Below are 22,572 nucleotides of genomic sequence, written 5' to 3'. Positions count from 1 at the left end.
GCGTTCTCCGAGCGGATCGCTCAGTGGGCGTGGCCGTGGCCGTGGCCCGCGGCGGCCGGCTCTTCCTCTTCCTTCTTCTCGACGACCAGGGTCTCGGTCGTCAGGAGGAGGGAGGCGATGGAGGCGGCGTTCTCCAGGGCGGAGCGGGTCACCTTGACCGGGTCGATGACGCCGGCCTTGATCAGGTCGCCGTACTCGCCGGTGGCGGCGTTGTAGCCGTTGCCCTTCTCGAGCTCGGCGACCTTGGAGACGATGACGTAGCCCTCGAGGCCGGCGTTCTCGGCGATCCAGCGCAGCGGCTCGACGGCGGCCTTGCGGACCACGGAGACACCGGTGGCCTCGTCGCCGGTCTTGTCGAGGTTGCCCTCGAGGACCTTGACGGCGTGGACCAGCGCGGAGCCACCACCGGAGACGATGCCCTCCTCGACCGCGGCGCGGGTCGCGGAGATGGCGTCCTCCAGGCGGTGCTTCTTCTCCTTCAGCTCCACCTCGGTGGCGGCGCCGACCTTGATCACGCACACGCCGCCGGCCAGCTTCGCGAGGCGCTCCTGGAGCTTCTCGCGGTCCCAGTCGGAGTCGGTGGTCTCGATCTCGGCCTTGATCTGGCCGACGCGACCCGCGACGTCCTCCTTCTTGCCGGCGCCGTCGACGATCGTGGTGTCGTCCTTGGTGACGGTGACGCGGCGGGCGGAGCCGAGGACGTCCAGGCCGACCTGGTCGAGCTTGAGGCCGACCTCCTCGGAGACGACCGTGGCGCCGGTGAGGACGGCCATGTCCTGCAGCATCGCCTTGCGGCGGTCGCCGAAGCCGGGGGCCTTCACCGCGACGGCGTTGAAGGTGCCGCGGATCTTGTTGACGACCAGGGTCGACAGGGCCTCGCCCTCGACGTCCTCGGCGATGATCAGCAGCGGCTTGGAGGAGTTGGCCTGGATGACCTTCTCCAGCAGCGGCAGCAGGTCCGCGATGGCGGAGATCTTGCCCTGGGTGATGAGGATGTAGGGGTCGTCCAGGACGGCCTCCATGCGCTCCTGGTCCGTCACGAAGTACGGCGACAGGTAGCCCTTGTCGAAGGCCATGCCCTCGGTGAAGTCCAGCTCCAGACCGAAGGTGTTGGACTCCTCGACGGTGATGACACCGTCCTTGCCGACCTTGTCCATCGCCTCGGCGATGAGCTCGCCGACCTGCTGGTCCTGGGCGGACAGCGCGGCGACGGCGGCGATGTCGGACTTCTCGTCGATCGGGCGGGCCGAGGCGAGCAGGTCCTCGGAGACGGCCTTGACGGCGGCGTCGATGCCCTTCTTCAGGGCGGCCGGGGAGGCGCCGGCGGCGACGTTCTTCAGGCCCTCGCGCACGAGCGCCTGGGCGAGCACGGTCGCGGTGGTCGTACCGTCACCCGCGATGTCGTTGGTCTTGGTCGCCACCTCCTTGACCAGCTGGGCGCCGAGGTTCTCGTACGGGTCCTCGATCTCGACCTCGCGGGCGATCGTGACACCGTCGTTGGTGATGGTGGGGGCGCCGAACTTCTTGTCGATGACGACGTTGCGGCCCTTGGGGCCGATCGTCACCTTGACCGTGTCGGCAAGCTTGTTGACGCCGCGCTCGAGGGCGCGACGGGCGTCCTCGTCGAACTTCAGGATCTTCGCCATGGCAGCGGGAGCCCTCTCGGGAATCTGAGTGAAAACACTGCGCCCCGGGCGCCCGGATCGGTGAGCGTCGCGGGGACCAGGGGCGCAGTCAGGAGCAAATGTGCTGCGAGGTGACTTACTTCTCGACGATCGCGAGGACGTCGCGGGCCGAGAGGACGAGGTACTCCTCGCCGTTGTACTTCACCTCGGTGCCGCCGTACTTGCTGTACAGCACGACGTCGCCGACCTTCACGTCGAGCTCGACGCGCTTGCCGTCCTCGATGCGGCCCGGGCCGATGGCCAGGACGACGCCCTCCTGGGGCTTCTCCTTGGCGGTGTCCGGAATGACCAGGCCCGAAGCCGTGGTCTGCTCGGCGTCGAGCGGCTGGACCACGATGCGGTCCTCGAGCGGCTTGATGGCAACCTTGGAGCTGGCGGTCGTCACGATCCGACCTCCCCCTTCGGAGATCTCACGGGGTTAACTGTCTGAGGTGGCGACCAGGTCGATCCGTCGTCGCGGGTGCCGGACCTGCCCGTCGCGTGGTTGGCACTCTCCAGGGGGGAGTGCCAGACCTGAGACTATGACCGCGATTAGCACTCGGTCAAGCGGAGTGCCAATCGCCGTGCGGCGCGTCGGCAGAGGGGGCGTGTCGTCCTCGCGTGTGCGTGCGAGCGGGCGGTGCCGCAGTGACCGTCCCCGGGGGCTGTGCCCCGGGCCCCCCTCCGGCCCTGAACGGGCCCTGTCCTCAATCGCCGGACGGGCTGGTTCGCCGGACGTAGTCCTCCAGCCTGCCCACCCTCAGCCCCCGTTCCTCCAGCTCGTCCAGCAACCGCGTCGTCCGCTCCGCCAGGGACGGGGCCGGGGCCCCGCCCGACGGTACGGAGACGATGTCACCGGGGGTCAGGCGGTGCGCGCCGCGGGTGTAGGCGAGGTGGCCGTCGCCCTCCAGCGTCACCCGCCAGAGCACGACCGCCGCGATGCCGCAGTCGGCGGCGGCGCGCAGGGTCGTGGTGTCGTACGTGCCGTGGGGCGGGCGGAAGAGGTGCGGGCGGACGCCGAAGCGCTCCTTGAGCTTGCGCTGCTGGCCGCAGATCTCGGCGCGCTGGCCGGCGTAGGGCAGACCGCGCAGGGCGGGATGGTCGAGGGTGTGGTTCTGCAGGCTCGCGCCGACCGCGCGCAGGCGGGCGAAGTGCGCGTACCCGGGGCCCACCACGCTGTCCGTGAGGAACATGCTGACGGGCAGACGGCGTTCGCGCACCAGGTCGATGAAGCGGGGGTCGCGCTCGGCGCCGTCGTCGTAGGTGAGGAAGACGACCCTGTCGTCGGTCGGGACGTGGTCGACGACGGGCGGTACGCCTCCTCCCGGCGCGGGGCCGTCTCCGGGCGACTGACCCGCACCGTCCTCCGCGCCCCTCTCCCCGGCCCCGCGCACGGCCGCCCCGTCCCCCGGCCCCGCCGACGGACCGCACCCGGCGAGCGCGGTCAGCAGGGCGGCGGCCGCGAGGAGGGCGGCCCGTGCCCCCCGGCGCCTCACAGGTAGTCCTCCAGCCGTCCCACCGCGTACCCCTCGGCCGTGACCTTGTCCAGGAAGCGGCGGATCATGTCCGGCATCGTGCCCTTCCAGTCCTCGCGGCCCCGGAAGTGGGTGAGGACGATGTCGCCGGGGTGCAGTTCGCGGTCCCACTCGCGGTACTCCCAGCGGTCGACGAAGACCTCCTCGTTCCAGAGGGGGACGTGCGTGATCCCGCAGGCCTTCGCGGCGCGCAGGGTGGCCTTGTCGTAGTTGCCGAAGGGCGGGCGGAAGAGGGCGGGGCGCTTGCCGTAGCGCTTCTCGATGACCTTCTGCATGCCGCAGATCTCGCGCTTCTGGCGGGCGTAGGACAGGTTCGGCATGTAGGGGTGGTGCAGGGTGTGGTTGTGCAGGCCGACGCCCCGGTCCTGCATCTCCTTGAAGTAGCCGTAGTCCCCCTTGACCAGGTAGTCGCTGAGGAAGGCGGTGTACGGGACCCTCAGCTCGCTCATCATCCGCAGGAACGCCGGGTCCTTCTCGGCGCCGTCGTCGATGGTGAGGAAGACGACCTTCTCCTCGGTGGGGACGGTGGTGAAGACCGGGGGGAGGTCCAGTCGACGGTGGCCGTCGACCTCGAAGCCCTTGCGGGTGGTGATCCGCGGCTTCTTCGCCGGGGGCGGAGGAGCGGTCAGGGGCACCTTCTTCAGTCCCCAGCGTTTCGCGGCGGCGACCCGGGCGGCGTGCGCCGCGCGCAGCTTCGTGGCGTAGGAGTCGAGCGCGCGGGCCGGGGGCGCCTCGAGGGGCTGCTGGCCGCCCGCCGGCACCACCTCGGTGCCGCTCCGTCCGCAGCCCGCGGCGAGGATGGCGAGCGTGAGCACGGCGAGGCCGATCCGCGCACCGCCCGGGGGCCGGCAACCGGCCCACTTTTTGTCATTTTGTCCTACTACTCGCATGGTGCCGGATCCTCGCAGTCCACCGCCCGCGACCCGGCCCGACACCGCGGCCGGAGGCGCACGGTCCACCGACTGGCCGACAATGGGCCGGTGAACGACCTCGCCCCCCTCCTCACCCCCGAAGGCCGCGCCCTCCTCGACGAGGTGCGCGACACCGACCCGGCGCACGAACTCGCCGTCGCGACCCGGCTGCGCCGCGAGCACCCCGCCGAGCTGGTGTCGGCGGCGCTCGGCCAGGCGCGGCTGCGGCAGCGGGCGGTGGCGAAGTTCGGGGCCGAGGACGCCCGGCGGATGTTCTTCACGCCGAACGGGGTGGAGCAGTCGACCCGGGCGAGCGTGGCGGCGTACCGGGCGGAGTGCCTCCGGGCGAAGGGGGTACGGTCCGTCGCCGACCTGTGCTGCGGGATCGGCGGCGACGCGATCGCGTTCGCCCGCGCCGGGATCCGGGTGCTGGCCGTCGACCGGGATCCGCTGACCTGCGAGGCGGCCCGCGCCAACGCCGACGCGCTCGGTCTCGCCGACCTGATCGAGGTGCGCGAGGCCGACGTGACGGAGGTGGACACGGCCGGACACGACGCCGTGTTCGTGGACCCTGCCCGGCGTTCCTCCAAACGCGGCCGGATCTTCGATCCGGAGGCCTACTCCCCTCCCCTGTCCTGGGCCGTGTCCGCCGCGCTCAAGGCACCGCTCGGCATGCTGAAGATCGCGCCCGGCATTCCGCACGAGGCGATCCCCGCGGAGGCGACGGCCGAGTGGGTCTCGGACGGCGGGGACGTGAAGGAGGCCATGCTGTGGTTCGGCCGGGACGTGACGCCGGGGGCGCGGCGGGCGACGCTGCTGCCCGCCGGGGCCGGCGTCCACGCGACACCCGACACCCTGCTCCCGGACCCCGAGGTCCGGCCGGTCGGGAGGTACCTGTACGAGCCGGACGGCGCCGTCATCCGCGCCCACCTGGTCGCCGAGGTGGCCGCGGACCTGGACGGCGGACTGATCGACCCGACCATCGCCTACGTCACCTCCGACGCCCTGCACGACACGCCGTACGCCACCGCCTACGAGATCACCGACCGCCTCCCCTTCAACGCCAAGAGGCTGAAGGCGCTGCTGCGGGAGCGGCGGGTCGGCACCCTGACCGTCAAGAAGCGCGGCTCGGCGGTGGAGCCGGAGGAGCTGCGGCGCAAGGTCCTGCCCAAGCCGCACGGCACCGAGTCCGTCACGGTGTTCCTGACCCGCGTCGACGGCGCCCCGACGATGCTGCTCGGCCACCCGGTGCGGTGAGGTCCGCGGGGGCCGCCCGCGGGGAGCCGCCCACGGGAGCGGAGCGGCCCGGGAGGTGACGGCGGCTCAGGACGTGACACCGGCTCAGGACGCGACGATCGCCCCGCCGGTCAGCCGGACGGGTGGTCGTCCCCCGGTGCCCCGGTGTCCCGGCCGGGCGTCCCCGCCCGCCGCAGCAGCAGCTCCCGCTCCCGTTCGTTCCGGGTCAGCGACGCCGCCCGCCCGAACTCCGCCCGGGCCTCCTCCGTACGGCCGAGGCGGGCCAGCAGGTCCCCGCGCACGCTCGGCAGGAGGTGGTAGCCGCGCAGTGCCGGCACGCCGGTCAGGGCGTCGACGAGGGGCAGCGCGGCGGCGGGCCCCTCGGCCATGGAGACGGCCACCGCCCGGTTGAGTTCGACGACCGGGGAGGGCGCGCGGGCGGCGAGGAGGCCGTAGAGCGTGGCGATGCGGGGCCAGTCGGTCTCCTCGTAGGAGTACGCGTGCGCGTGGCAGGCGGCGATGGCGGCCTGGAGGGCGTACGGGCCCGGGGCGCCGCCGGAGACGGCCTCGGCGCGGGCGAGGGCGGCGACGCCGCGGGCGATGAGCAGGCGGTTCCAGCGGGCGCGGTTCTGGTCCTCGAGGAGGACCGGCCGGCCGTCCGGACCGGTGCGGGAGGCGGTGCGGGAGGCCTGGAACTCCAGGAGCGCGGTGAGGCCGTGGACCTCGGGCTCCTTCGGCATCAGCCCGGACAGCACCCGGGCCAGCCGCAGCGCGTCCTCGCACAGGGCGGGGCGCAGCCAGTCGCCGCCGGCCGTGGCGGCGTACCCCTCGTTGAAGATCAGGTAGATGACGTCCAGGACCGAGCCGAGGCGGGCCTCGCGGTCGGGGCCGCAGGGCACCTCGAAGGCGATGTCCCGCTTCGCCAGGGTGCGTTTCGCGCGCACGATGCGCTGGGCCACCGTCGGTTCCGGCACGAGGAAGGCGCGGGCGATCTCGGCCGTGGTCAGGCCGCCGAGCAGGCGCAGGGTGAGGGCGATCCGGGACTCGGCGGAGAGCACCGGGTGGCAGGCGGTGAAGACGAGGCGCAGCAGGTCGTCGTCGATGTCCTCCGGGTCGGCGGGCTCCTCCGGCGGTGCCGCGGCCGGCAGGTCCCGGCCGATCTCGGCCAGCTTGCGGGCGTAGTTCTCCCGGCGGCGGATCAGGTCGACGGCACGGTGGCGGGCGGTGGCCATGAGCCAGGCGCCCGGATTGCCGGGCACCCCGTCCTCCGGCCACTGCTCCAGCGCGGCGACCAGGGCGTCCTGGGCGAGCTCCTCGGCGATGCCGACGTCCCGGACGATGCGGGCCACGCCGGCGATCACCCGGGGGGACTCCATGCGGAAAACGGTCTCGACGGTCTCGGCCGTGCCGTGGGCGTCATCGGTGGGCTGCGGTGTCACAGCCCACCATCAGACACCCGTACGGCGGCCCGGCCAAGGAGGGGCCGCCGGGGACCCGGCGGAGGACCCGCTCGGCCCGCCCGGCGCCCGGCCCGCTCAGTGCTCCACGATCTCCCGCACCTCGCTGGTCACCGTCCAGTGCTCCTCGTGCACCTTCAGGAACCGCTTGGTCCACTCGATCGCCTCGGCCTTGTCCTTGGCCTGCATCAGGGCGTAGCCGCCGATGACCTCCTTGGACTCGGTGAACGGCCCGTCGGTGACGGAGAGCTGTCCGCCCTCGTAGTGCACCCGGGTGCCCTGGGCGGTCGGGTGCAGCCCCGCGGTGTCGAGCAGGACCCCGGCCTTGGTCATCTCCTCGATCAGCTCACCCATGCGCTGCATCAGCTCGGGGCTGGGTCCCCCGGCGGGGGTGTTGTTCTCGTCGATCCGGATCAGGGAGAGATAGCGCGGCATCGCGACTCCTGGTGTCGTGCGGGCCGGGTCCTTCCCGGCCTCTCACCCCTGCGTCGAACGGGTGACGCCGGGATCGACAGCCTCTCTCGATTTATTCGGCGGCCTCCCCGGTTCCTTCAAGATTCTCCGAGAATTTTCCCGGCCGTACGCTCCCGCGGGCCGGGTCCGCTCCGGGGACTCACCTCAGCGACGCCCACAGCTCCTCCGCCTCCGGCTCGTCCGCCACCACCCGGTTGCCGTCCCAGGGCGCCGGCAGCACCGGCATGGTGAGGGTCGTGACGCCGGCCGACGACAGGTCCCGCAGGCTCCGGCCGAACCGCGTCAGCTCGCCCAGCGAGTCCAGGCCGGTGTCGGTCGTGAGGCTGCCGGTGACGGCGTCGGCGACCTCGTACAGCCTCACCGGGTCGGTCAGCAGGTCCTGCTCCGCGACCCGCTCCAGCAGGGCCTTCACCAGCTGGTGCTGGAGCCCGATGCGGCCCAGGTCGCCGCCGTCGCCGATGCCGTACCGGGTGCGGGCCAGGGCGAGGGCGTCCGCGCCGTCGAGGTGGTGGGTGCCCGCCTCCAGGCGCAGACGGCTCCGGTCGTCGTCGATGTCCTCGTCCGTGGTGACGGTGACCCCGCCGAGCGTGTCGACCAGGCCCTCGAAGCCGGCGAAGTCGATCTCGACGTAGTGGTCCATGCGGACGTCCGTGAGCGCCTCCGCGGTCTTCACCGCGCACACCGGCCCGCCCACCGCGTACGCGCTGTTGAACATCGCGCCGGACACCGGCCGGGTCGCTCCCCCGTCCGGCAGCGGGCACGAGGGCCGGTCGACGAGGGTGTCGCGCGGGATGCTGACCACCGTCGCGCCGGTCCGGCCGGCGTCGAGGTGGACGATCATGGCGGTGTCGGAACGGGCGCCGGCGCCGTCGCCGCCGCGCGAGTCCGAGCCGAGGACCAGGATGTTCAGGGACCCGGTCGGCACGGGCGGGGCCGGGGCGGAGGCGTCCGGGGACGGGGCGGTCAGGGGCCTGGCGGGGCGGTCGTCGCCCAGGGCGCTGTCGATGTCGACGCTTCGTATGTTGTCGTTCAGCTGCCAGTACGCCCAGCCCGCCGCCCCGGCGCCCAGGACGAGCACGCCCGCCAGCGCGAGTCCGGCGATCCTCAGCACCCGCACCCGCCGGGCCGCCCGTCCGCCCGTGCCCGCTTCCGCGCCCGCGCCCCCGGACTCGTCACCGGCCCCGTCGTCACCGGTTCCGCCGCTCCCCTGATGTCCCGTCACGAACAGGAACGTAAGTCCGAATTATGACGAGCAACGACCTCCGGACCGGTTTTCTTGGGAAATTCTCAGACTCCGAAGAGCCCGCGACGCCCTCCCACCCCCTCCGAAAGTTTCGAAGGACCGACGGCCGACTTCATCCGGCAGCGACGTCGCCCGGCGGGCTCACATCCCCGCCGGGGCCGCCGTGCTGCTGCGCACCACCAGGCTCGTCGCCAGCTCCACCCGGGTCGCCGCCACCGGGTTCTCGTCCTTGCCGAGGTCGAGGACCAGCTTGGCCGCCGCCTCCGCCATCTCCGTCAGCGGCTGCCGCACGGTCGTCAGCGGCGGCCCCACCCAGCGGGCCACCGGCAGGTCGTCGAACCCGACCACGCTCAGGTCCTCGGGGATCCGCAGCCCCAGCTCGCGCGCGGCCTCGTACAGCCCGAGGGCCTGGAGGTCGTTGCCGGCGAAGACGGCGGTGGGCCGGTCGTCCCGGCGCAGCAGGGCGAGGCCCTGCCGGTAGCCGGCCTCGTGGTGGAAGTCGCCCGTCACGATCAGCCCGGGGTCCACCGGCAGCCCGGCGGTCTCCAGGGCGGCGCGGTAGCCGTCGATGCGGGCGCGGCTGCACATCATCCGCGAGGGCCCGCTGATCGCCCCGATCCTGGTGTGGCCCAGATCGACCAGGTGCCGGGTGGCGGCGAGCCCGCCCTGCCAGTTGGTCGCGCCGATGGACGGCACGTCGGTGCCCGGATCACCGGCCGGGTCCATCACCACGAACGGGATGGAGCGGCTGGTCAGCAGCGCCCGCCCGGACTCGTCCAGACCGGACAGCACGAGGATCACGCCGTGCGGGCGGCGCGCGGCGACCTGGTCGGCCCAGGTGCGTCCCGGGGTGAGCCGCCCCGCGCTCTCGGAGAGCACGACGCTGAGGCCCGCGTCCCGGGCCACGTTCTCCACGCCCCGGATGACCTCCATCGCCCAGGCGCTCTCCAGCTCGTGGAAGACCAGGTCGATCAGGGGGGAACGGGTGGCCTCGGCGCGTCGGCGCCGGTAGCCGTGGGCGCGCAGCAGTCCCTCGACCCGGCTGCGGGTGGCGGGGGCGACATCGGCGCGACCGTTGAGGACCTTCGAAACAGTCGGCGCGGAGACACCGGCCTCGCGGGCGATTTCGGCGAGGGTCGCGGTCTGCGCGCTGCGCCCTCGCGTCCGGGTTTCAGCGGGCTGCGGGGAAGTCATGGCGGCGATCGTATCTCTGCGGGCCCCCTTGACGAAGCCCTCCGGGCACCATAGGTTCCCGGAACATTCGATGCATATTTCGAAACATTCGTACCACGCGTTCATGAAGGGGCCGTCCGTCCACCCGACAGGAGCTTCATGACCCCCGTGCCCTGGCGTGACCCCGCCCTGCCCGCTGCCGCCCGCGTCGACGACCTGCTCTCCCGGATGACCCTGGAGGAGAAGACCGCCCAGCTGTACGGCGTGTGGGTGGGCGCCGACACCGACGGCGGCGGTGTCGCCCCGCACCAGCACGACATGACCTCGGACTACGACTGGGACGAGCTGATCACCCTCGGCCTCGGCCAGATCACCCGCTCCTACGGCACGGCCCCCGTCGACCCGGACCTCGGCGCGCGGGCACTGGCCCGCGCCCAGCGCCGGATCGCCGCGGCCGGCCGGTTCGGCATCCCGGCGGTCGCGCACGAGGAGTGCCTGGCCGGGTTCACCGCCTGGCGGGCCACCGCCTACCCCGTCCCGCTGGCCTGGGGCGCGAGCTTCGACCCCGAGCTGGTGGAGCGGATGGCCCGGCGCATCGGCCAGGACCTGCGCTCGGCCGGCGTCCACCAGGGCCTCGCGCCCGTCCTGGACGTCGTGCGGGATCCGCGCTGGGGCCGGGTGGAGGAGACCATCGGCGAGGACCCGTACCTGGTCGGCACGATCGGCACCGCGTATGTGCGCGGCCTCGAGTCCGCCGGGGTCGTCGCCACGCTCAAGCACTTCGCCGGGTACGCCGCCTCGGCCGGGGCGCGCAACCTCGCGCCGGTGCGGGCCGGGGTCCGGGAGTTCGCCGACGTCACCCTGCCGCCGTTCGAGATGGCGCTGCGCGAGGGCGGGGCACGTTCGGTGATGGCCGCGTACACCGAGACCGACGGCGTGCCCGCGTCGGCCGACCCGGGGCTGCTCACCCGGCTCCTGCGCGAGGAGTGGGAGTTCACCGGAACGGTCGTCTCCGACTACTTCGGCATCGGCTTCCTGCAGACCCTGCACCGGGTGGCCGGCACCCCGGCCGAGGCGGCGCACGCGGCGCTGCTGGCCGGCATCGACGTCGAGCTGCCCACCCTCAAGTGCTACGGCGAGCCCCTGCTGGAGGCGGTCCGGGCCGGCGAGGTCCCGCCGGAGCTGGTGGACCGGGCGGCCCGCCGGGTCCTGCTCCAGAAGTGCGAACTGGGCCTGCTGGACGAGGACTGGACCCCTGAGCCGGCCGCCCCGGTCGACCTCGACTCCGCCGGGAACCGCGCCGTGGCCCGCCGCCTGGCCGAGGAGTCGGTGGTCCTGCTGGACAACCCCGACGGCCTGCTCCCGCTCTCCCCCGACACCCGGATCGCGGTCGTCGGGCCCCGCGCCGACGACGCGCTGGCCATGCTGGGCTGCTACTCCTTCCCGTCCCACGTCCTCCCCCACCACCCCGGCGTCCCGACGGGCGTCGAGGTCCCGACCGTGCTGGAGTCGCTGCGCGCCGAGCTGCCCGACGCCAAGGTGACGTTCGCGGAGGGCTGTGACACCTCCGGCCCCGGCACCGCGGGCTTCGAGGAGGCGGTGGCACGCGCCGCCGAGGCGGACGTGTGCGTGGCGGTGCTCGGCGACCGGGCGGGCCTGTTCGGCCGCGGCACCTCCGGCGAGGGCTGCGACGCGACCGACCTGAACCTGCCCGGCGTCCAGGCGGACCTGCTGGACGCGCTGGTCGCCACGGGGGTGCCGGTCGTGCTGGTGCTGCTCACCGGGCGCCCGTACGCGCTCGGCCGCTGGCAGGGCCGCCTGGGCGCCGCCGTCCAGGCCTTCTTCCCGGGGGAGGAGGGCGGCCCGGCGGTGGCGGGAGTGCTGTCGGGCCGCGTCAACCCCTCCGGCCGGCTGCCGGTGAGCGTGCCGCGGCTGCCCGGTGGCCAGCCGTGGACCTACCTCCAGCCGCCGCTGGGCCTGGCGGGCGAGGTCAGCAACCTCGACCCGACCCCGCTGTACGCCTTCGGCCACGGCCGCTCGTACACGACGTTCGCCTGGGAGGACCGCACGGGCGGCGACGCGCCGGTGGAGCTCGCGACGGACGGGTCGTACGACGTGTCCCTGACCGTGCGCAACACGGGCGACCGCGAGGGCGCCGAGGTCGTGCAGCTCTACCTGCACGACCCGGTGGCGTCGGTGACCCGTCCGGACGTCCGCCTGATCGGCTACCAGCGGGTGGAACTGGCTCCGGGCGCGGCGGCGCGGGTGACCTTCCGCTTCCACGCCGACCTCTCGGCGTTCACCGACCGCACGGGCGCCCGCGTCGTCGAACCGGGCGCCCTGGAGCTGCGGCTGGCGGCATCGAGCGCGGACGTCCGCCACACCGTCCGCCTCCTCCTCACGGGCCCGACGCGGACGCCGGGGGCGGACCGGCGGCTGCGGTGCGGGACGGAGGTGTCCGCGGCGGAGTGACCCGCCCGGGCCCGCCCCTTCGCCGGGTTCCGCCCCGGCGTCCGGTACCGGTGGTGAGCAGGTGCCGTACCCCCTGCTCACCACCGGCGTCACGCCCGGAGGCCGGCGACGGCCGCGCGCGGCGAGTCCTCCGGCGGTTCCTCCCGGGAGAGCACCGGCGCCACGCCGAGGTCGTCCCGCAGCAGGCCGACCGGTTCGTTGAACCGCGGCCACGCCGCGGCCCGGTGGCGGCCGGCCCGCCTGGGCAACGTGGGCCACCTGGTCACCGACCCCTACGGGGACATGCTGCGCCGGGCGGGCGTCCTGGCGTACGGCCGCGCTCCGGCCGACGCGGGGTCAGGTGCCTCCGAGCGACTCGAACCGCCACCGGTGCGCCGCCCGCGTGACCAGTTCCCCGTCCGGCTCCGGCAGCTCGGGGAGTTCCGCGTCGTACGGGGCGTCCCACCAGGTGACGACCAGGACGCGGTCCTGCGGGGCGCGGAAGGTCTCCCGGCGCAGGGGCCGTCCGGACAGCTCCCGCGCCCGCTCCTGCGCCCAGGCCAGCAGGTCGGCACCCCGGCCGGGCACCGCCCGGGCCTCCCACATCAGCGCGACCGTCACGAGTACAGGTTCTCCTTGCCGATCTCGTGCACGTGGTCGTGGGAGTGGGCCTCGCCCGGCACGTGCGGGTCCGTCACCGGCAGCGAGGAGTCCGCCGACAGGTCCCAGTCGGAGGCCGGGCGGCCCCGGGCGACCATCTCCGCGCCCAGTGCCGCGACCATCGCGCCGTTGTCCGTGCACAGCTTGGGCCGCGGCACGCGCAGCCGGATGCCGGCCGCCTCGCAGCGCTCCTGGGCGAGGGACCGCAGCCGGGAGTTGGCGGCCACCCCGCCGCCGATCATCAGGTGGTCGACGCCCTCGTCCTTGCAGGCGCGCACGGCCTTGCGGGTGAGCACGTCCACGACCGCCTCCTGGAAGGAGGCCGCCACATCGCGCACCGGCACCTCCTCCCCCGCCGCCCGCTTCGCCTCGATCCAGCGGGCCACGGCCGTCTTCAGCCCGGAGAAGGAGAAGTCGTACGCCGGGTCGCGCGGCCCGGTCAGGCCGCGCGGGAACGCGATCGCGTCCGGGTCGCCCTCCTTCGCGTACCGGTCGATGACCGGGCCGCCGGGGAAGCCGAGGTCCAGCACGCGGGCGATCTTGTCGAAGGCCTCGCCCGCCGCGTCGTCGATGGTGGCGCCCATCGGGCGGACGTCGGAGGTGATGTCGCTCGACAGCAGCAGCGAGGAGTGCCCGCCGGACACCAGCAGCGCCATCGTCGGCTCGGGCAGCGCCCCGTGCTCGAGCTGGTCGACGCAGATGTGCGAGGCGAGGTGGTTGACGCCGTACAGGGGCTTGCCGAGGGCGTAGGCGTACGCCTTGGCCGCCGAGACGCCGACCAGCAGCGCGCCGGCGAGGCCGGGGCCGGCGGTGACGGCGATGCCGTCCAGGTCGCGCGCGCTCACCCCCGCCTCCTTCAGCGCGCGGTCGATGGTCGGCACCATCGCCTCCAGGTGCGCCCGGGAGGCGACCTCCGGGACGACACCGCCGAAACGGGCGTGCTCGTCGACGCTGGAGGCGACGGCGTCCGCCAGCAGGGTGGTGCCGCGGACGATGCCGACGCCGGTCTCGTCGCAGGAGGTCTCGATCCCCAGTACCAGGGGTTCGTCAGCCATGGCTCTCGGTTCCTTGTCCGCCGTTCACGGGATTCGCGGGTTCGCAGGGGTGGACGGGTCGGTCAGGCGCATCACCAGGGCGTCCACGTTCCCCGGCTGGTAGTAGCCGCGCCTGACCCCGATGGTCTCGAAGCCGAAGCGCTCGTAGAGCTTCTGGGCGCGGACGTTGTCGATCCGGCACTCCAGCAGCACCTCGGCGCACTCGAAGGCGGTCGCCGCCCGCAGCAGTTCGGTCAGCAGCCGCGAGCCGAGGCCGGTGCCCCAGTGGTCGCGGGTGACGGCGATGGTCTGGATGTCGGCCTGGTCCCCGGAGGAGGCGAGTCCCGCGTATCCGACGATCCGGTCGCCCTCCTGGGCCACGACGTAGCACCGGGTCGCCCCGGGCCCGCGCGCATGGGCCAGCTCGGACCAGAACATCCCCCGCGACCAGGCGTCGTCGGGGAACAGCTCCCGCTCCAGAGCCAGCACGGGATCGATGTCCCACCAGCGCATCTCGCGCAGCACGGCAGTCTCGGGTCCGGTCACTTGGGGGTGACCACCTTGTAGTTCTTGGGGACCTGGGCGTCGGGCCGGCGCAGGTACAGCGGCCGGGGCGCGGGCAGTTCCTCGCCCGCCGCCAGCCTCTCGGCGGCCAGCCGGGCCAGGGCGGCGGCGGACACGTGCTCGGGCTCGTGCGCCTTGGGGAAGGTCTCGGGGTACAGCAGCGCGCCCGCGCCGACCGCGGGCAGGCCCTTGACCTGCTCGGCGATGGCGGCGGGCCGGTCGACGGCCGGGTCGGTGAGGCGGGTGCGGGAGTCGGCGTAGCGCGCCCAGTAGACCTCCTTGCGGCGGGCGTCGGTCGCCACGACGAAGGGGCCCTCCAGGTCGGCCGCGTAGGCGAGGCCGTCCAGCGTGCACACACCGTGCACGGGGACGCCGAGCGCGAGCCCGAAGGTGTCCGCGGTCATCAGGCCGACGCGCAGCCCGGTGTACGGGCCCGGGCCGATGCCGGCGACGATCCCGGTGACGGCGTCCAGCTTCAGACCGGCCTCGGCGAGCACCCGGTCGATCGCCGGGAGCAGCAGCTCACCGTGGCGGCGGGCGTCCACCTGACTCGACGAGGCGATGACGTCGCGGCCGTCGTGCAGCGCGACGGTGACGGCGGGGGTGGCGGTATCCAGAGCGAGCAAGAGCACGCAAACAGCCTACGGCTCCCGCGCCCCGGCCACGGCCGCGACGGCCGGGCGGTCACGTCCTGCTACGGTCGCGTCGACATACGTACAGGACGGGACAGAGCGGGACAGAGGTGACGGCGGTGGCAGGCACCAGCTCGGTGATCGTGGCGGGGCTGACCGCGACGGCCTTCGCGACGGTCGGCTTCCTCGGCCACCAGGCGTCGGTGAACGTCCCGGCCGAGCTGCGCCACCCGAGCGCCGGCGGCGCACCGGCCGTCCCCGAGGCACCCCGGGACGGGAACCACCCCACGGCCCTGCCCGGCCGGTCCGGCCAGGGCGCCCGGGTCGTGTACTCCCTCGACGACGACCGGGTCTGGCTGGTCGGGGCGGACGGCGGGGTCAGGCGCACGTTCGGGGTCAGCCCCAGCACGGTGGACCCCGCACCGGGCACCTACCGGGTCACGTCCCGCTCCAAGCGCATCACCGGATCGGACGGCGTCCCGGTCGAACACGTCGTCCGCTTCGCCTCCGTCGAGGGCACGGTGATCGGCTTCAGCGCGGCGGTCGACGGCTCGGCCCCGGACCCCGACCCCAGGAAGCGGACGGGCGGTGTGCGCGAGACCCGCGCCGACGGCGCGGCGATGTGGAAGTTCGCGACGATCGGCCGCAAGGTCGTCGTCGTCCCGTGACCGCCGGAGGCCGGCGGACCGGTCCGGGCGCACCGGCCGACTCCGGCTACGCGGCCTCGCGGCGGTCCGGGCGGCCGTGACGGTCGTGATGACGGTCGTGGGGGGCGTGACGGTCGCGGCCCTCCGCCGGCCCGGTGCCCCCGGGCTCGGGGACGCGGGGCGGGGTGGAGATCGCGGCGGCCGCGGCGCAGGCGGCGAGCAGGTCGCTCATCGGCACCCCGGAAGGCGACTGCGGCTGCTGCACCGTGGGCCGGTGGGTGCTCCGGTCGGCCGGCATGGACGCCTCCTGGGGGTCGGGGGCGAACGTAGTTAGGCACACCTAACTACGAGCTGGATACCATGTGACCACGCTCGGGACACCGAACGCAACAGTTTGCCGACGTCTTGTCGGAATGTTCATCCGCGGCGGTCCCGGGCGGCCCGGAGCGGCCCCGGGCCGTCCGGGCGCGGCCCCGGGCGCGCACGGGGCCTCAGGCCGACAGCACGCTCAGGTCGGTGCCCCGCCAGCGCTCGCCCAGCCCGGTGAGCGTGACGTGCCGCACCTCGTCCGTGGTGTCGCCGACCGCGCGGTGGATGACGAGCTGGAGGCGGTCCTCGGTCAGCTCCTCGACCTTGCCCTCGCCCCACTCCACGACGATCACCGACTCGGGCAGCGAGACGTCGAGGTCGAGGTCCTCCATCTCGTCCAGCCCGCCGGACAGCCGGTACGCGTCGACGTGGACCAGCGGCGGACCCTCGCCCAGGGACGGGTGCACCCGGGCGATCACGAACGTCGGGGAGGTGACCGCGCCCCGGACGCCGAGCCCCTCGCCGAGCCCTCTGGTCAGTGTCGTCTTGCCCGCGCCGAGCTCACCCGAGAGCATCACGAGGTCGCCCGCGCGCAGCAGCTTGGCCAGCCGGCGGCCGAGCTCGCGCATCTGGCCGGGCGAGGTGACGGTCAGCTCGACGGCGTTCGTGGACGGCTGCGGCTCAGCCGGGCCGTGCGGTGTCGCTGGTGCTTCCATAACCGTTCACGGTAATCCCTGCCGGCACCGCGCCCGTGCGGGTGAGCAGGTCGGCGAGCCGGTCGGTGACCACTTCCGGGTGCTCCAGGATCACCAGGTGCCCGGCGTCCGGCACCAGCACCAGCTCCGCGTCCGGGAGCAGATCGGCGATCGCCTCGCTGTGCTCGCTGGGCGTCACCAGGTCCTGCACACCGGCCAGCACCAGCACCGGCAGGCCGGCGAAGTGGGCGAGGGCCTCGGTCTTGTCGTGGTCGTTGAACGCCGGGTAGTACTCGGCGACCACGTCGATCGGCGTGCTCTCGATCATCCGCTCGGCGAACCGGGCGACGGCCGGGTCCACGTCCCGGGACGCGAACGAGTACCGCTTGATGATCCCGGCGAACAGGTCCGCGGTGGCCCGGCGCCCCTTCTCCACCAGCTCGGCCCGCTGCCCGAGCGCCTTCAGCACCCCCGGCAGCACCCGCCGCACCGCGTTGACCCCGGCCACCGGCAGTCCGAAGTTGACCTCGCCGAGCCGCCCCGACGAGGTGCCGACGAGGGCGACGCCGACGACCCGCTCGCGGACCAGCTCGGGGTACCGGTCGGCGAAGGCCATCACCGTCATCCCGCCCATGGAGTGCCCGACCAGCACGATCGGTCCCTCGGGCGCCGCCGCGTCGATGACGGCCTTCAGGTCCTGCCCCAGCTGCTCGATGGTGACCGGCTCGCCCCGCTCCGTCTGGGCCACGCCCCGCCCGGAGCGGCCGTGGCTGCGCTGGTCCCAGTGCACGGTCCGTACGACGCCCCGCAGCGCGGCCCGCTGGAAGTGCCAGGAGTCCTGGTTGAGGCAGTAGCCGTGGCTGAAGACGACGGTGACCGGAGCCGGGGACCTGCGCCCGAACAGCCGGCGCCGGCGCGCGGGCGTGGTGGCGTCGGGGTCCGGATCGGGGTCGTCGACCTCGTAGTACAGCTCGGTGCCGTCGTCGGAGTACGCCTTGCCGGGCGTGCCGCGCAGCGCGCCGTACGGTCCCGCGGAGTCGAGGACGAGCCGGGCCTTCCTGCGCACGCTCCGGCCGACCGTCATCCGCTCTATCGCGACACCGGCGGCGGCTCCGGTGGCGATCACGCCTATCGCCGCACCGGCGATGCCGGTCGCCCGGCGCCAGCCCCCGGACGCTCCGGCGGCGGAGGTGGCGGAGGCGGCGGCCGCCGCGGCAGCGGTCGTGACGGCCTGCGCACTGCTCTCGCTCACGTACCGCTCCTCTTCGCCGGGCCACTGGCCGGGGTGGGTTCCGTGTCTCCGCGCGGATCACCCGTCCCGTTCCCCGCGCACGTCAATGTGTTCATGCCGACAACTCGTCCACCGACTCGTTCACGCCGTCGCATTCACATAGACGCGCGGCACGCGGGTTCCGATCCGGGTGACGATCTCGTACGCGATGGTGCCCGCGGCCTGCGCCCAGTCCTCGGCGGTGGGCTCGCCGCGGTCACCGGGGCCGAAGAGGACCGCCTCGGCCCCCGGCGCCGGCTCGTCCCCGCCCAGGTCGACGACGAACTGGTCCATCGCGACCCGCCCCGCGACCGTGCGCCACTTGCCCTCGACCAGCACGGGACCGGCGGAGGAGGCGTGGCGCGGGATGCCGTCCGCGTAGCCGAGGGGGACGAGGCCCAGGGTGGTGGCTCCCGGGGTGACGTAGTGGTGGCCGTAGCTGACGCCGTGGCCGCCCGGGACGTGCTTCACCAGGGCCAGGGAGGCGGACAGGGTCATCGCCGGGCGCAGTCCGAAGTCGGCCGGGGTGCCGATCTCGGGGCTGGGTGAGACGCCGTACATCGCGATGCCGGGGCGGACGAGGTCGAAGTGGGTCTCGGGGAGGGTGAGGGTGGCGGGCGAGTTGGCGATGTGCCGCACCTCGGGGCGCACCCCCTGCTCCTCGGCGTACGCCACCATCTCCCGGAAGCGGGCGAGCTGGGCGGCGATGGAGGGATGCCCCGGCTCGTCGGCGCAGGCGAAGTGGGACCACAGGCCGGTGACGCGCAGCAGCCCCTCGGCCTCGGCGCGCAGCGCCCCGGCGACCAGCCCGGCCCAGTCGTCGGGCTGGCAGCCGCCGCGCCCGAGCCCGGTGTCGGCCTTGAGCTGCACCCGCGCGGCCCGTCCCGCGAGCCGCGCGGCCCGGCGGACCTCCTCCAACGCCCACGTGCCGCTGACGGACACGTCGAGGTCGGCCTCGATCGCCTCCCGCCACGGTCCGCCGGGCGTCCACAACCAGCACATGATCCGCACGTCGGCGGGCACGCCGGCGCCGGGCGCGCGCAGCGCGAGCGCCTCCTGCGGCGTGGCCGTGCCCAGCCAGGTCGCCCCGGCCCCGACAGCCGCCCGCGCGCACGCGGCCGCGCCGTGCCCGTACCCGTCGGCCTTGACCACGGCCATGAGAGCGGCGCCGGGCGCACGCTCCCGCAGGGCGCGCACATTGGCCCGCACGGCGGCCAGGTCGATCTCGGCACGGGCCCGCAGCTGGGCGGTCCGCTGGGCAACTGTCTCGTTCATCCCGCCCAGTGTCTCAGAGCCCCATGCCGCCCCCGTCCCGCCGGGGCCCGCACCTCAGCCACGCACGACCGCCTCGCCAGGACCCGCGCCCCAGCCACGCACGACCGCCCCACCGGGGACCCGCGCCCCAGCCGCATACGGCCGTCCCCCAGGACCCGCACCCCAGCCACGCACGACCGCCCCGCCGGGACCCGCACCTCACCCCCGCACGACATCCCGCCAGGCCGCCGCGATCCTCTCCGCCACGTCATGCGCCCCCACCGGTGCCCCGTCCGCCGCGAAGCGGCCCGCCAGGCCGTGCAGGTACGCCGCCGCGCTCCCCGCGTCCACGGCCGACAGTCCCGCCGCCAGCAGTGACCCCGCGAGGCCCGACAGCACGTCCCCGCTCCCCGCCGTGGCCAGCCAGGAGGTTCCGGTCGGGTTCACCCGTACGGGCCCGCCGCCCGCGTCGGCCACCAAGGTCGTCGAGCCCTTGAGCAGCACGGCCGCCCCGTACCGCGCCGCCAGCTCCCGTACCGCGGACAGCCGGCCGTTCTCGACCTCGTTCCGTTCGACGCCGAGCAGCGCGGCGGCCTCCCCGGCGTGCGGGGTCATCAGGGTCGGCGCCCGGCGCGCCCGTACCGCCGACGGCTCGGCCAGCCGCAGCCCGTCCGCGTCGATCAGCACCGGTACGTCCGCCGCCAGCACCTCCGCGACGGTCGCCGCGTCGTCCCCGGCCCCCGGCCCGACCACCCAGGCCTGCACCCGCCCCGCGTGTTCCGGTCCCCGGTCCGACACCAGCGTCTCGGGGAAGCGGGCGATCACGGCCTGCCCGGCGGGACCGACGTACCGTACGGCCCCCGCGCCGCCGCGCAGCGCCCCCGCCACCGCGAGCACCGCGGCCCCCGGATAGCGGGCGGACCCGGCCGCGATGCCGACGACGCCCCGCCGGTACTTGTCGCTCTCGGCGGCCGGCACCGGCAGCAGCCGGGCCACGTCCGCGTGCTGCAACGCCTCCAGCTCGGGTTCCGCCGGCAGCTCCAGTCCGATGCCGACCAGCCGCACCGACCCCGCGTACTCCCGCGCCGGATCGATCAGCAGGCCCGGCTTGTGCGTCCCGAAGGTCACCGTGAGGTCGGCCCGGATCGCCGTCCCCCGCACTTCCCCGGTGTCGGCGTCGACCCCGCTCGGCAGGTCCACGGCGACCACCGCGGCCCGCGCCCGCGCGACGGCGCCGGCCAGGGGCTCCGCCTCCGGCCGCAGCCCGCCCTTGCCGCCGATCCCGACGATGCCGTCGAGGACGAGATCGGCCCGCTCGATCAGCTCCCCGGCCGCCTCCGCGCCCACCGCCCGGCCGCCCGCCCGGCGCAGCGCCGCGAGCCCCCCGGCGTGGGCGCGCTCCGGCGCGAGCAGCACCGCGCTCACCCCCGCGCCGCGCCGGGCCAGCCGGGCACCGGCGTACAGGGCGTCACCGCCGTTGTCCCCGCTGCCGACCAGCAGGACGACCCGGCTGCCGTACACCCGCCCGAGCAGGTCCGCACAGGCCGCGGCGAGCCCGGCGGCGGCGCGCTGCATCAGCGCCCCCTCCGGCAGCCGTGCCATCAGTTCCCGTTCCGCCGCCCTGACCGTCTCCACACCGTACGCAGTCCGCATGCGTCCGAGTCTCCCGCACACGGCCGCCCGACTCCCGCCCCACCGGAACCGACCACGAAGCGACCGCAAGCCGGTCGCGACCATTGACGCGATTGCCATGCCCTTGCCAAACTCTCCGCCCCCCACACGATGAATCGATTCAGTCGAATCGATTCGACGACGGAAGCAGAGGACCCATGGGACGCAGAGCCGCACTCCTCGCCGCAGCCGGCGCCACCGCACTCCTCACCGCGGCCGGCACCCTGTCGGCCCCCGCCACCGCCGCCACGAGCGCGGACGCCGCCACCCCGGCCCCCGCCCGGGCCGCCGCCTGCGGTGACGGCTCCTACCAGGCCGAGGCCGTGCAGAGCGGCGGCACCTGGACCGCCCGGCGCGGCGGCAGCACCGTGTACACCGGAACCGACATGCGCGCGGCCGTCCAGGCGGCGATCAACAGCCTGTCCTCCGGCCGCACCAGCAAGGAGCGGGTGGTGGTCCGCGGCTCGGGCTCCATCTCCGCGGGTTCGCGCATCTCGCTGCCCAGCTACACCACGCTCGACGTCTGCGGCACCATCAACGTCACCGGCAGCGGCTCCGGCGACCAGGCCCCGGTCTACTCCCGCGGCACCCGGGACATCGAGGTCCAGCACCTCAACGTCACCGGTGCCCCGCTGTACGGCATCTTCCTGCGCAACGTGCAGAACGTGGTCCTCGGCCAGATCGACATGCGCCTGTCGCGCGGACTCGGCGTCCGCATCGACAACCGCGGCGACACCAGCCAGTGGACGCGCAACGTCCGCATCGACCACGTCTACGTCTCCGGCGCGTCCAGCCACGCCGTCGAGACGTACGGCGTCGACGGCCTCACCGTCGGCACGGTCACCGCCCGCAACGTCGGCGAGTCGGGCCTGCTGCTGAACCAGACCGTCAACGCCACGGTCGCCAAGGTGGACGCGGAGAACGCGGGCACCGGCACCGGTTACGCCGCCTTCCGCATGGCCAACCGCAACGGGCGGATCGGCAGCTCCTACCCGACCAACATCCGCGTCGGCGAGGTCGTCGCGCGCGGCGGCGGACGCGGCGTGTTCTGCGTCTCCGAGAGCGGCGGCGCGACGATCGACCGGGTGACGCTCTCGCACACCGGCAACAACGCGATCCTGATCGAGAACTGCTACAACGTGAACCTCGCCGCCCAGAGCGGAACGGTCACCGGCGGCGGCGAGATCCGCCTGGCGGCCCGCTCGGAGTTCCCGAACAACAGGGACATCACCCTCCAGAACCTCACGGTGACGGACTCGTCGATCCGTGAGAGCCCCTGCGGCGAGAACACGACGTTCCGCAACAACCGCCTGGTGAACAGCAGCCAGTCGATCTGCTAGCGGAGCCCCCGCCCGGGGTGTGGCCACCCCACTGGACCGCAGCCCGGGCGGGCACCCCCGCCCGGTCAGCTCGTGGTGAGCATGCCGGCGCGCAGCCGCTTCAGGGTGCGGGAGAGCAGCCGCGAGACGTGCATCTGGGAGCAGCCGAGCCGCTCGCCGATCTCCGCCTGGGTGAGTTCCTCGACGAAGCGCCAGTGGACGATCCTGCGTTCGCGCTCGTCGAGCTCGGCGATCATCGGGGCCAGGGCGTGGAAGTCCTCGACCAGTTCCAGGGCGGCGTCCTCGGTACCGATGAAGTCCGCCAGCACGCTCTCGCCGTCCGGCTCGCCGCCGATGGCGGCGTCCAGCGAGG

At 74.0% G+C, this 22,572-nt stretch carries 23 protein-coding genes; 4 read left to right on the top strand and 19 right to left on the bottom strand.

The window, feature by feature from the left end; genetic code table 11:
* Nucleotides 1-20 precede the first annotated feature (20 nt).
* From groL to RIM90_RS02140, 4 genes are all read right to left on the bottom strand, one after another.
* A complete protein-coding gene (gene groL, locus RIM90_RS02155; RefSeq protein ID WP_309058769.1) occupies nt 21-1,646 on the bottom strand; it encodes a chaperonin GroEL in 1,626 nt (541 codons plus the stop codon).
* A 115-nt stretch (nt 1,647-1,761) separates the two neighbouring features.
* Complete coding sequence (gene groES, locus RIM90_RS02150; RefSeq protein WP_073932713.1) at nt 1,762-2,070, bottom strand: co-chaperone GroES; 309 nt, start codon at nt 2,068-2,070, stop codon at nt 1,762-1,764.
* Between the two features lie 301 nt (nt 2,071-2,371).
* Nucleotides 2,372-3,160 (bottom strand): polysaccharide deacetylase family protein, encoded by a 789-nt coding sequence (locus RIM90_RS02145; RefSeq protein ID WP_309058768.1) that lies wholly within the window; start codon nt 3,158-3,160, stop codon nt 2,372-2,374.
* A complete protein-coding gene (locus tag RIM90_RS02140) occupies nt 3,157-4,089 on the bottom strand; it encodes a polysaccharide deacetylase family protein (RefSeq protein ID WP_309058767.1) in 933 nt (310 codons plus the stop codon). Before RIM90_RS02140 ends, RIM90_RS02145 begins: the two co-directional genes overlap by 4 nt.
* 90 nt (nt 4,090-4,179) lie before the next feature.
* On the opposite strand from RIM90_RS02140, the gene RIM90_RS02135 reads away from it, so the two are divergent.
* Nucleotides 4,180-5,367, top strand: coding sequence for a methyltransferase domain-containing protein (locus RIM90_RS02135; RefSeq protein ID WP_309058766.1), 1,188 nt, complete (start codon nt 4,180-4,182; stop codon nt 5,365-5,367).
* A 110-nt stretch (nt 5,368-5,477) separates the two neighbouring features.
* Here RIM90_RS02135 and RIM90_RS02130 read toward each other — a convergent pair whose 3' ends face one another.
* From RIM90_RS02130 to RIM90_RS02115, 4 genes are all read right to left on the bottom strand, one after another.
* Nucleotides 5,478-6,785, bottom strand: a complete 1,308-nt coding sequence (locus RIM90_RS02130; RefSeq protein WP_375165386.1) for an RNA polymerase sigma factor — start codon at nt 6,783-6,785, stop codon at nt 5,478-5,480.
* Nucleotides 6,786-6,881: 96 nt separating this feature from the next.
* Entirely contained in the window at nt 6,882-7,238 is a 357-nt protein-coding gene (locus RIM90_RS02125; RefSeq protein WP_309058765.1) for a YciI family protein, read from the bottom strand.
* A gap of 178 nt (nt 7,239-7,416) precedes the next feature.
* Nucleotides 7,417-8,505: an LCP family protein gene (locus tag RIM90_RS02120; protein WP_375165389.1), complete on the bottom strand. Its 1,089-nt coding sequence runs from the start codon at nt 8,503-8,505 to the stop codon at nt 7,417-7,419.
* 156 nt (nt 8,506-8,661) lie between these two features.
* Nucleotides 8,662-9,714 carry a LacI family DNA-binding transcriptional regulator gene (locus RIM90_RS02115; RefSeq protein ID WP_309058764.1) on the bottom strand — a complete coding sequence of 351 codons (1,053 nt, stop codon included), beginning with the start codon at nt 9,712-9,714 and terminating at the stop codon, nt 8,662-8,664.
* Between the two features lie 138 nt (nt 9,715-9,852).
* On the opposite strand from RIM90_RS02115, the gene RIM90_RS02110 reads away from it, so the two are divergent.
* Complete coding sequence (locus tag RIM90_RS02110) at nt 9,853-12,165, top strand: glycoside hydrolase family 3 N-terminal domain-containing protein (RefSeq protein ID WP_309058763.1); 2,313 nt, start codon at nt 9,853-9,855, stop codon at nt 12,163-12,165.
* An 89-nt stretch (nt 12,166-12,254) separates the two neighbouring features.
* Here the strand turns inward: RIM90_RS02110 and RIM90_RS02105 are convergent, their stop codons facing one another.
* The 5 genes from RIM90_RS02105 to tsaB all read right to left on the bottom strand — a co-directional run bounded on the left by RIM90_RS02105 (nt 12,255) and on the right by tsaB (nt 15,034).
* Nucleotides 12,255-12,413: a hypothetical protein gene (locus tag RIM90_RS02105; protein WP_309058762.1), complete on the bottom strand. Its 159-nt coding sequence runs from the start codon at nt 12,411-12,413 to the stop codon at nt 12,255-12,257.
* Between the two features lie 88 nt (nt 12,414-12,501).
* Entirely contained in the window at nt 12,502-12,765 is a 264-nt protein-coding gene (locus RIM90_RS02100) for a hypothetical protein (RefSeq protein WP_309058761.1), read from the bottom strand.
* The gene (tsaD, locus tag RIM90_RS02095; RefSeq protein WP_309058760.1) at nt 12,762-13,859 is read right to left on the bottom strand and encodes a tRNA (adenosine(37)-N6)-threonylcarbamoyltransferase complex transferase subunit TsaD; all 1,098 of its coding nucleotides are present in this window, start codon (nt 13,857-13,859) and stop codon (nt 12,762-12,764) included. The genes RIM90_RS02100 and tsaD overlap by 4 nt, the downstream gene beginning before the upstream one ends.
* Before the next feature lie 24 nt (nt 13,860-13,883).
* Entirely contained in the window at nt 13,884-14,384 is a 501-nt protein-coding gene (gene rimI / locus RIM90_RS02090) for a ribosomal protein S18-alanine N-acetyltransferase (RefSeq protein ID WP_309058759.1), read from the bottom strand.
* Entirely contained in the window at nt 14,381-15,034 is a 654-nt protein-coding gene (tsaB, locus tag RIM90_RS02085) for a tRNA (adenosine(37)-N6)-threonylcarbamoyltransferase complex dimerization subunit type 1 TsaB (protein WP_309058758.1), read from the bottom strand. Before tsaB ends, rimI begins: the two co-directional genes overlap by 4 nt.
* 119 nt (nt 15,035-15,153) lie before the next feature.
* Here tsaB and RIM90_RS02080 point away from each other — a divergent pair, with 119 nt between their 5' ends.
* Complete coding sequence (locus RIM90_RS02080) at nt 15,154-15,702, top strand: hypothetical protein (protein ID WP_309058757.1); 549 nt, start codon at nt 15,154-15,156, stop codon at nt 15,700-15,702.
* Nucleotides 15,703-15,748: 46 nt separating this feature from the next.
* Here RIM90_RS02080 and RIM90_RS02075 read toward each other — a convergent pair whose 3' ends face one another.
* The 5 genes from RIM90_RS02075 to RIM90_RS02055 form a co-directional block, all read right to left on the bottom strand.
* Nucleotides 15,749-15,979 (bottom strand): hypothetical protein, encoded by a 231-nt coding sequence (locus tag RIM90_RS02075; RefSeq protein ID WP_309058756.1) that lies wholly within the window; start codon nt 15,977-15,979, stop codon nt 15,749-15,751.
* Between the two features lie 193 nt (nt 15,980-16,172).
* Nucleotides 16,173-16,706: a tRNA (adenosine(37)-N6)-threonylcarbamoyltransferase complex ATPase subunit type 1 TsaE gene (tsaE, locus tag RIM90_RS02070; RefSeq protein ID WP_309058755.1), complete on the bottom strand. Its 534-nt coding sequence runs from the start codon at nt 16,704-16,706 to the stop codon at nt 16,173-16,175.
* On the bottom strand, nt 16,672-17,937 hold the full coding sequence (locus tag RIM90_RS02065; protein ID WP_309058754.1) for an alpha/beta hydrolase: 1,266 nt from the start codon (nt 17,935-17,937) through the stop codon (nt 16,672-16,674). The genes tsaE and RIM90_RS02065 overlap by 35 nt, the downstream gene beginning before the upstream one ends.
* Nucleotides 17,938-18,057: 120 nt before the next feature.
* Nucleotides 18,058-19,230, bottom strand: a complete 1,173-nt coding sequence (gene alr / locus RIM90_RS02060; protein WP_309058753.1) for an alanine racemase — start codon at nt 19,228-19,230, stop codon at nt 18,058-18,060.
* A gap of 198 nt (nt 19,231-19,428) precedes the next feature.
* Nucleotides 19,429-20,862 carry an NAD(P)H-hydrate dehydratase gene (locus RIM90_RS02055; RefSeq protein ID WP_309058752.1) on the bottom strand — a complete coding sequence of 478 codons (1,434 nt, stop codon included), beginning with the start codon at nt 20,860-20,862 and terminating at the stop codon, nt 19,429-19,431.
* A 176-nt stretch (nt 20,863-21,038) separates the two neighbouring features.
* Here RIM90_RS02055 and RIM90_RS02050 point away from each other — a divergent pair, with 176 nt between their 5' ends.
* Nucleotides 21,039-22,220: a hypothetical protein gene (locus RIM90_RS02050; RefSeq protein WP_309058751.1), complete on the top strand. Its 1,182-nt coding sequence runs from the start codon at nt 21,039-21,041 to the stop codon at nt 22,218-22,220.
* 65 nt (nt 22,221-22,285) lie between these two features.
* Here RIM90_RS02050 and RIM90_RS02045 read toward each other — a convergent pair.
* The coding region (locus RIM90_RS02045) for a sigma-70 family RNA polymerase sigma factor (protein ID WP_309058750.1) at nt 22,286-22,572 on the bottom strand (287 nt) is incomplete at its 5' end.

Source organism: Streptomyces sp. (assembly GCF_031181555.1).
GTDB lineage: Bacteria > Actinomycetota > Actinomycetes > Streptomycetales > Streptomycetaceae > Streptomyces > Streptomyces fimbriatus.
This window is presented reverse-complemented; position numbering and strand designations above follow the sequence as displayed.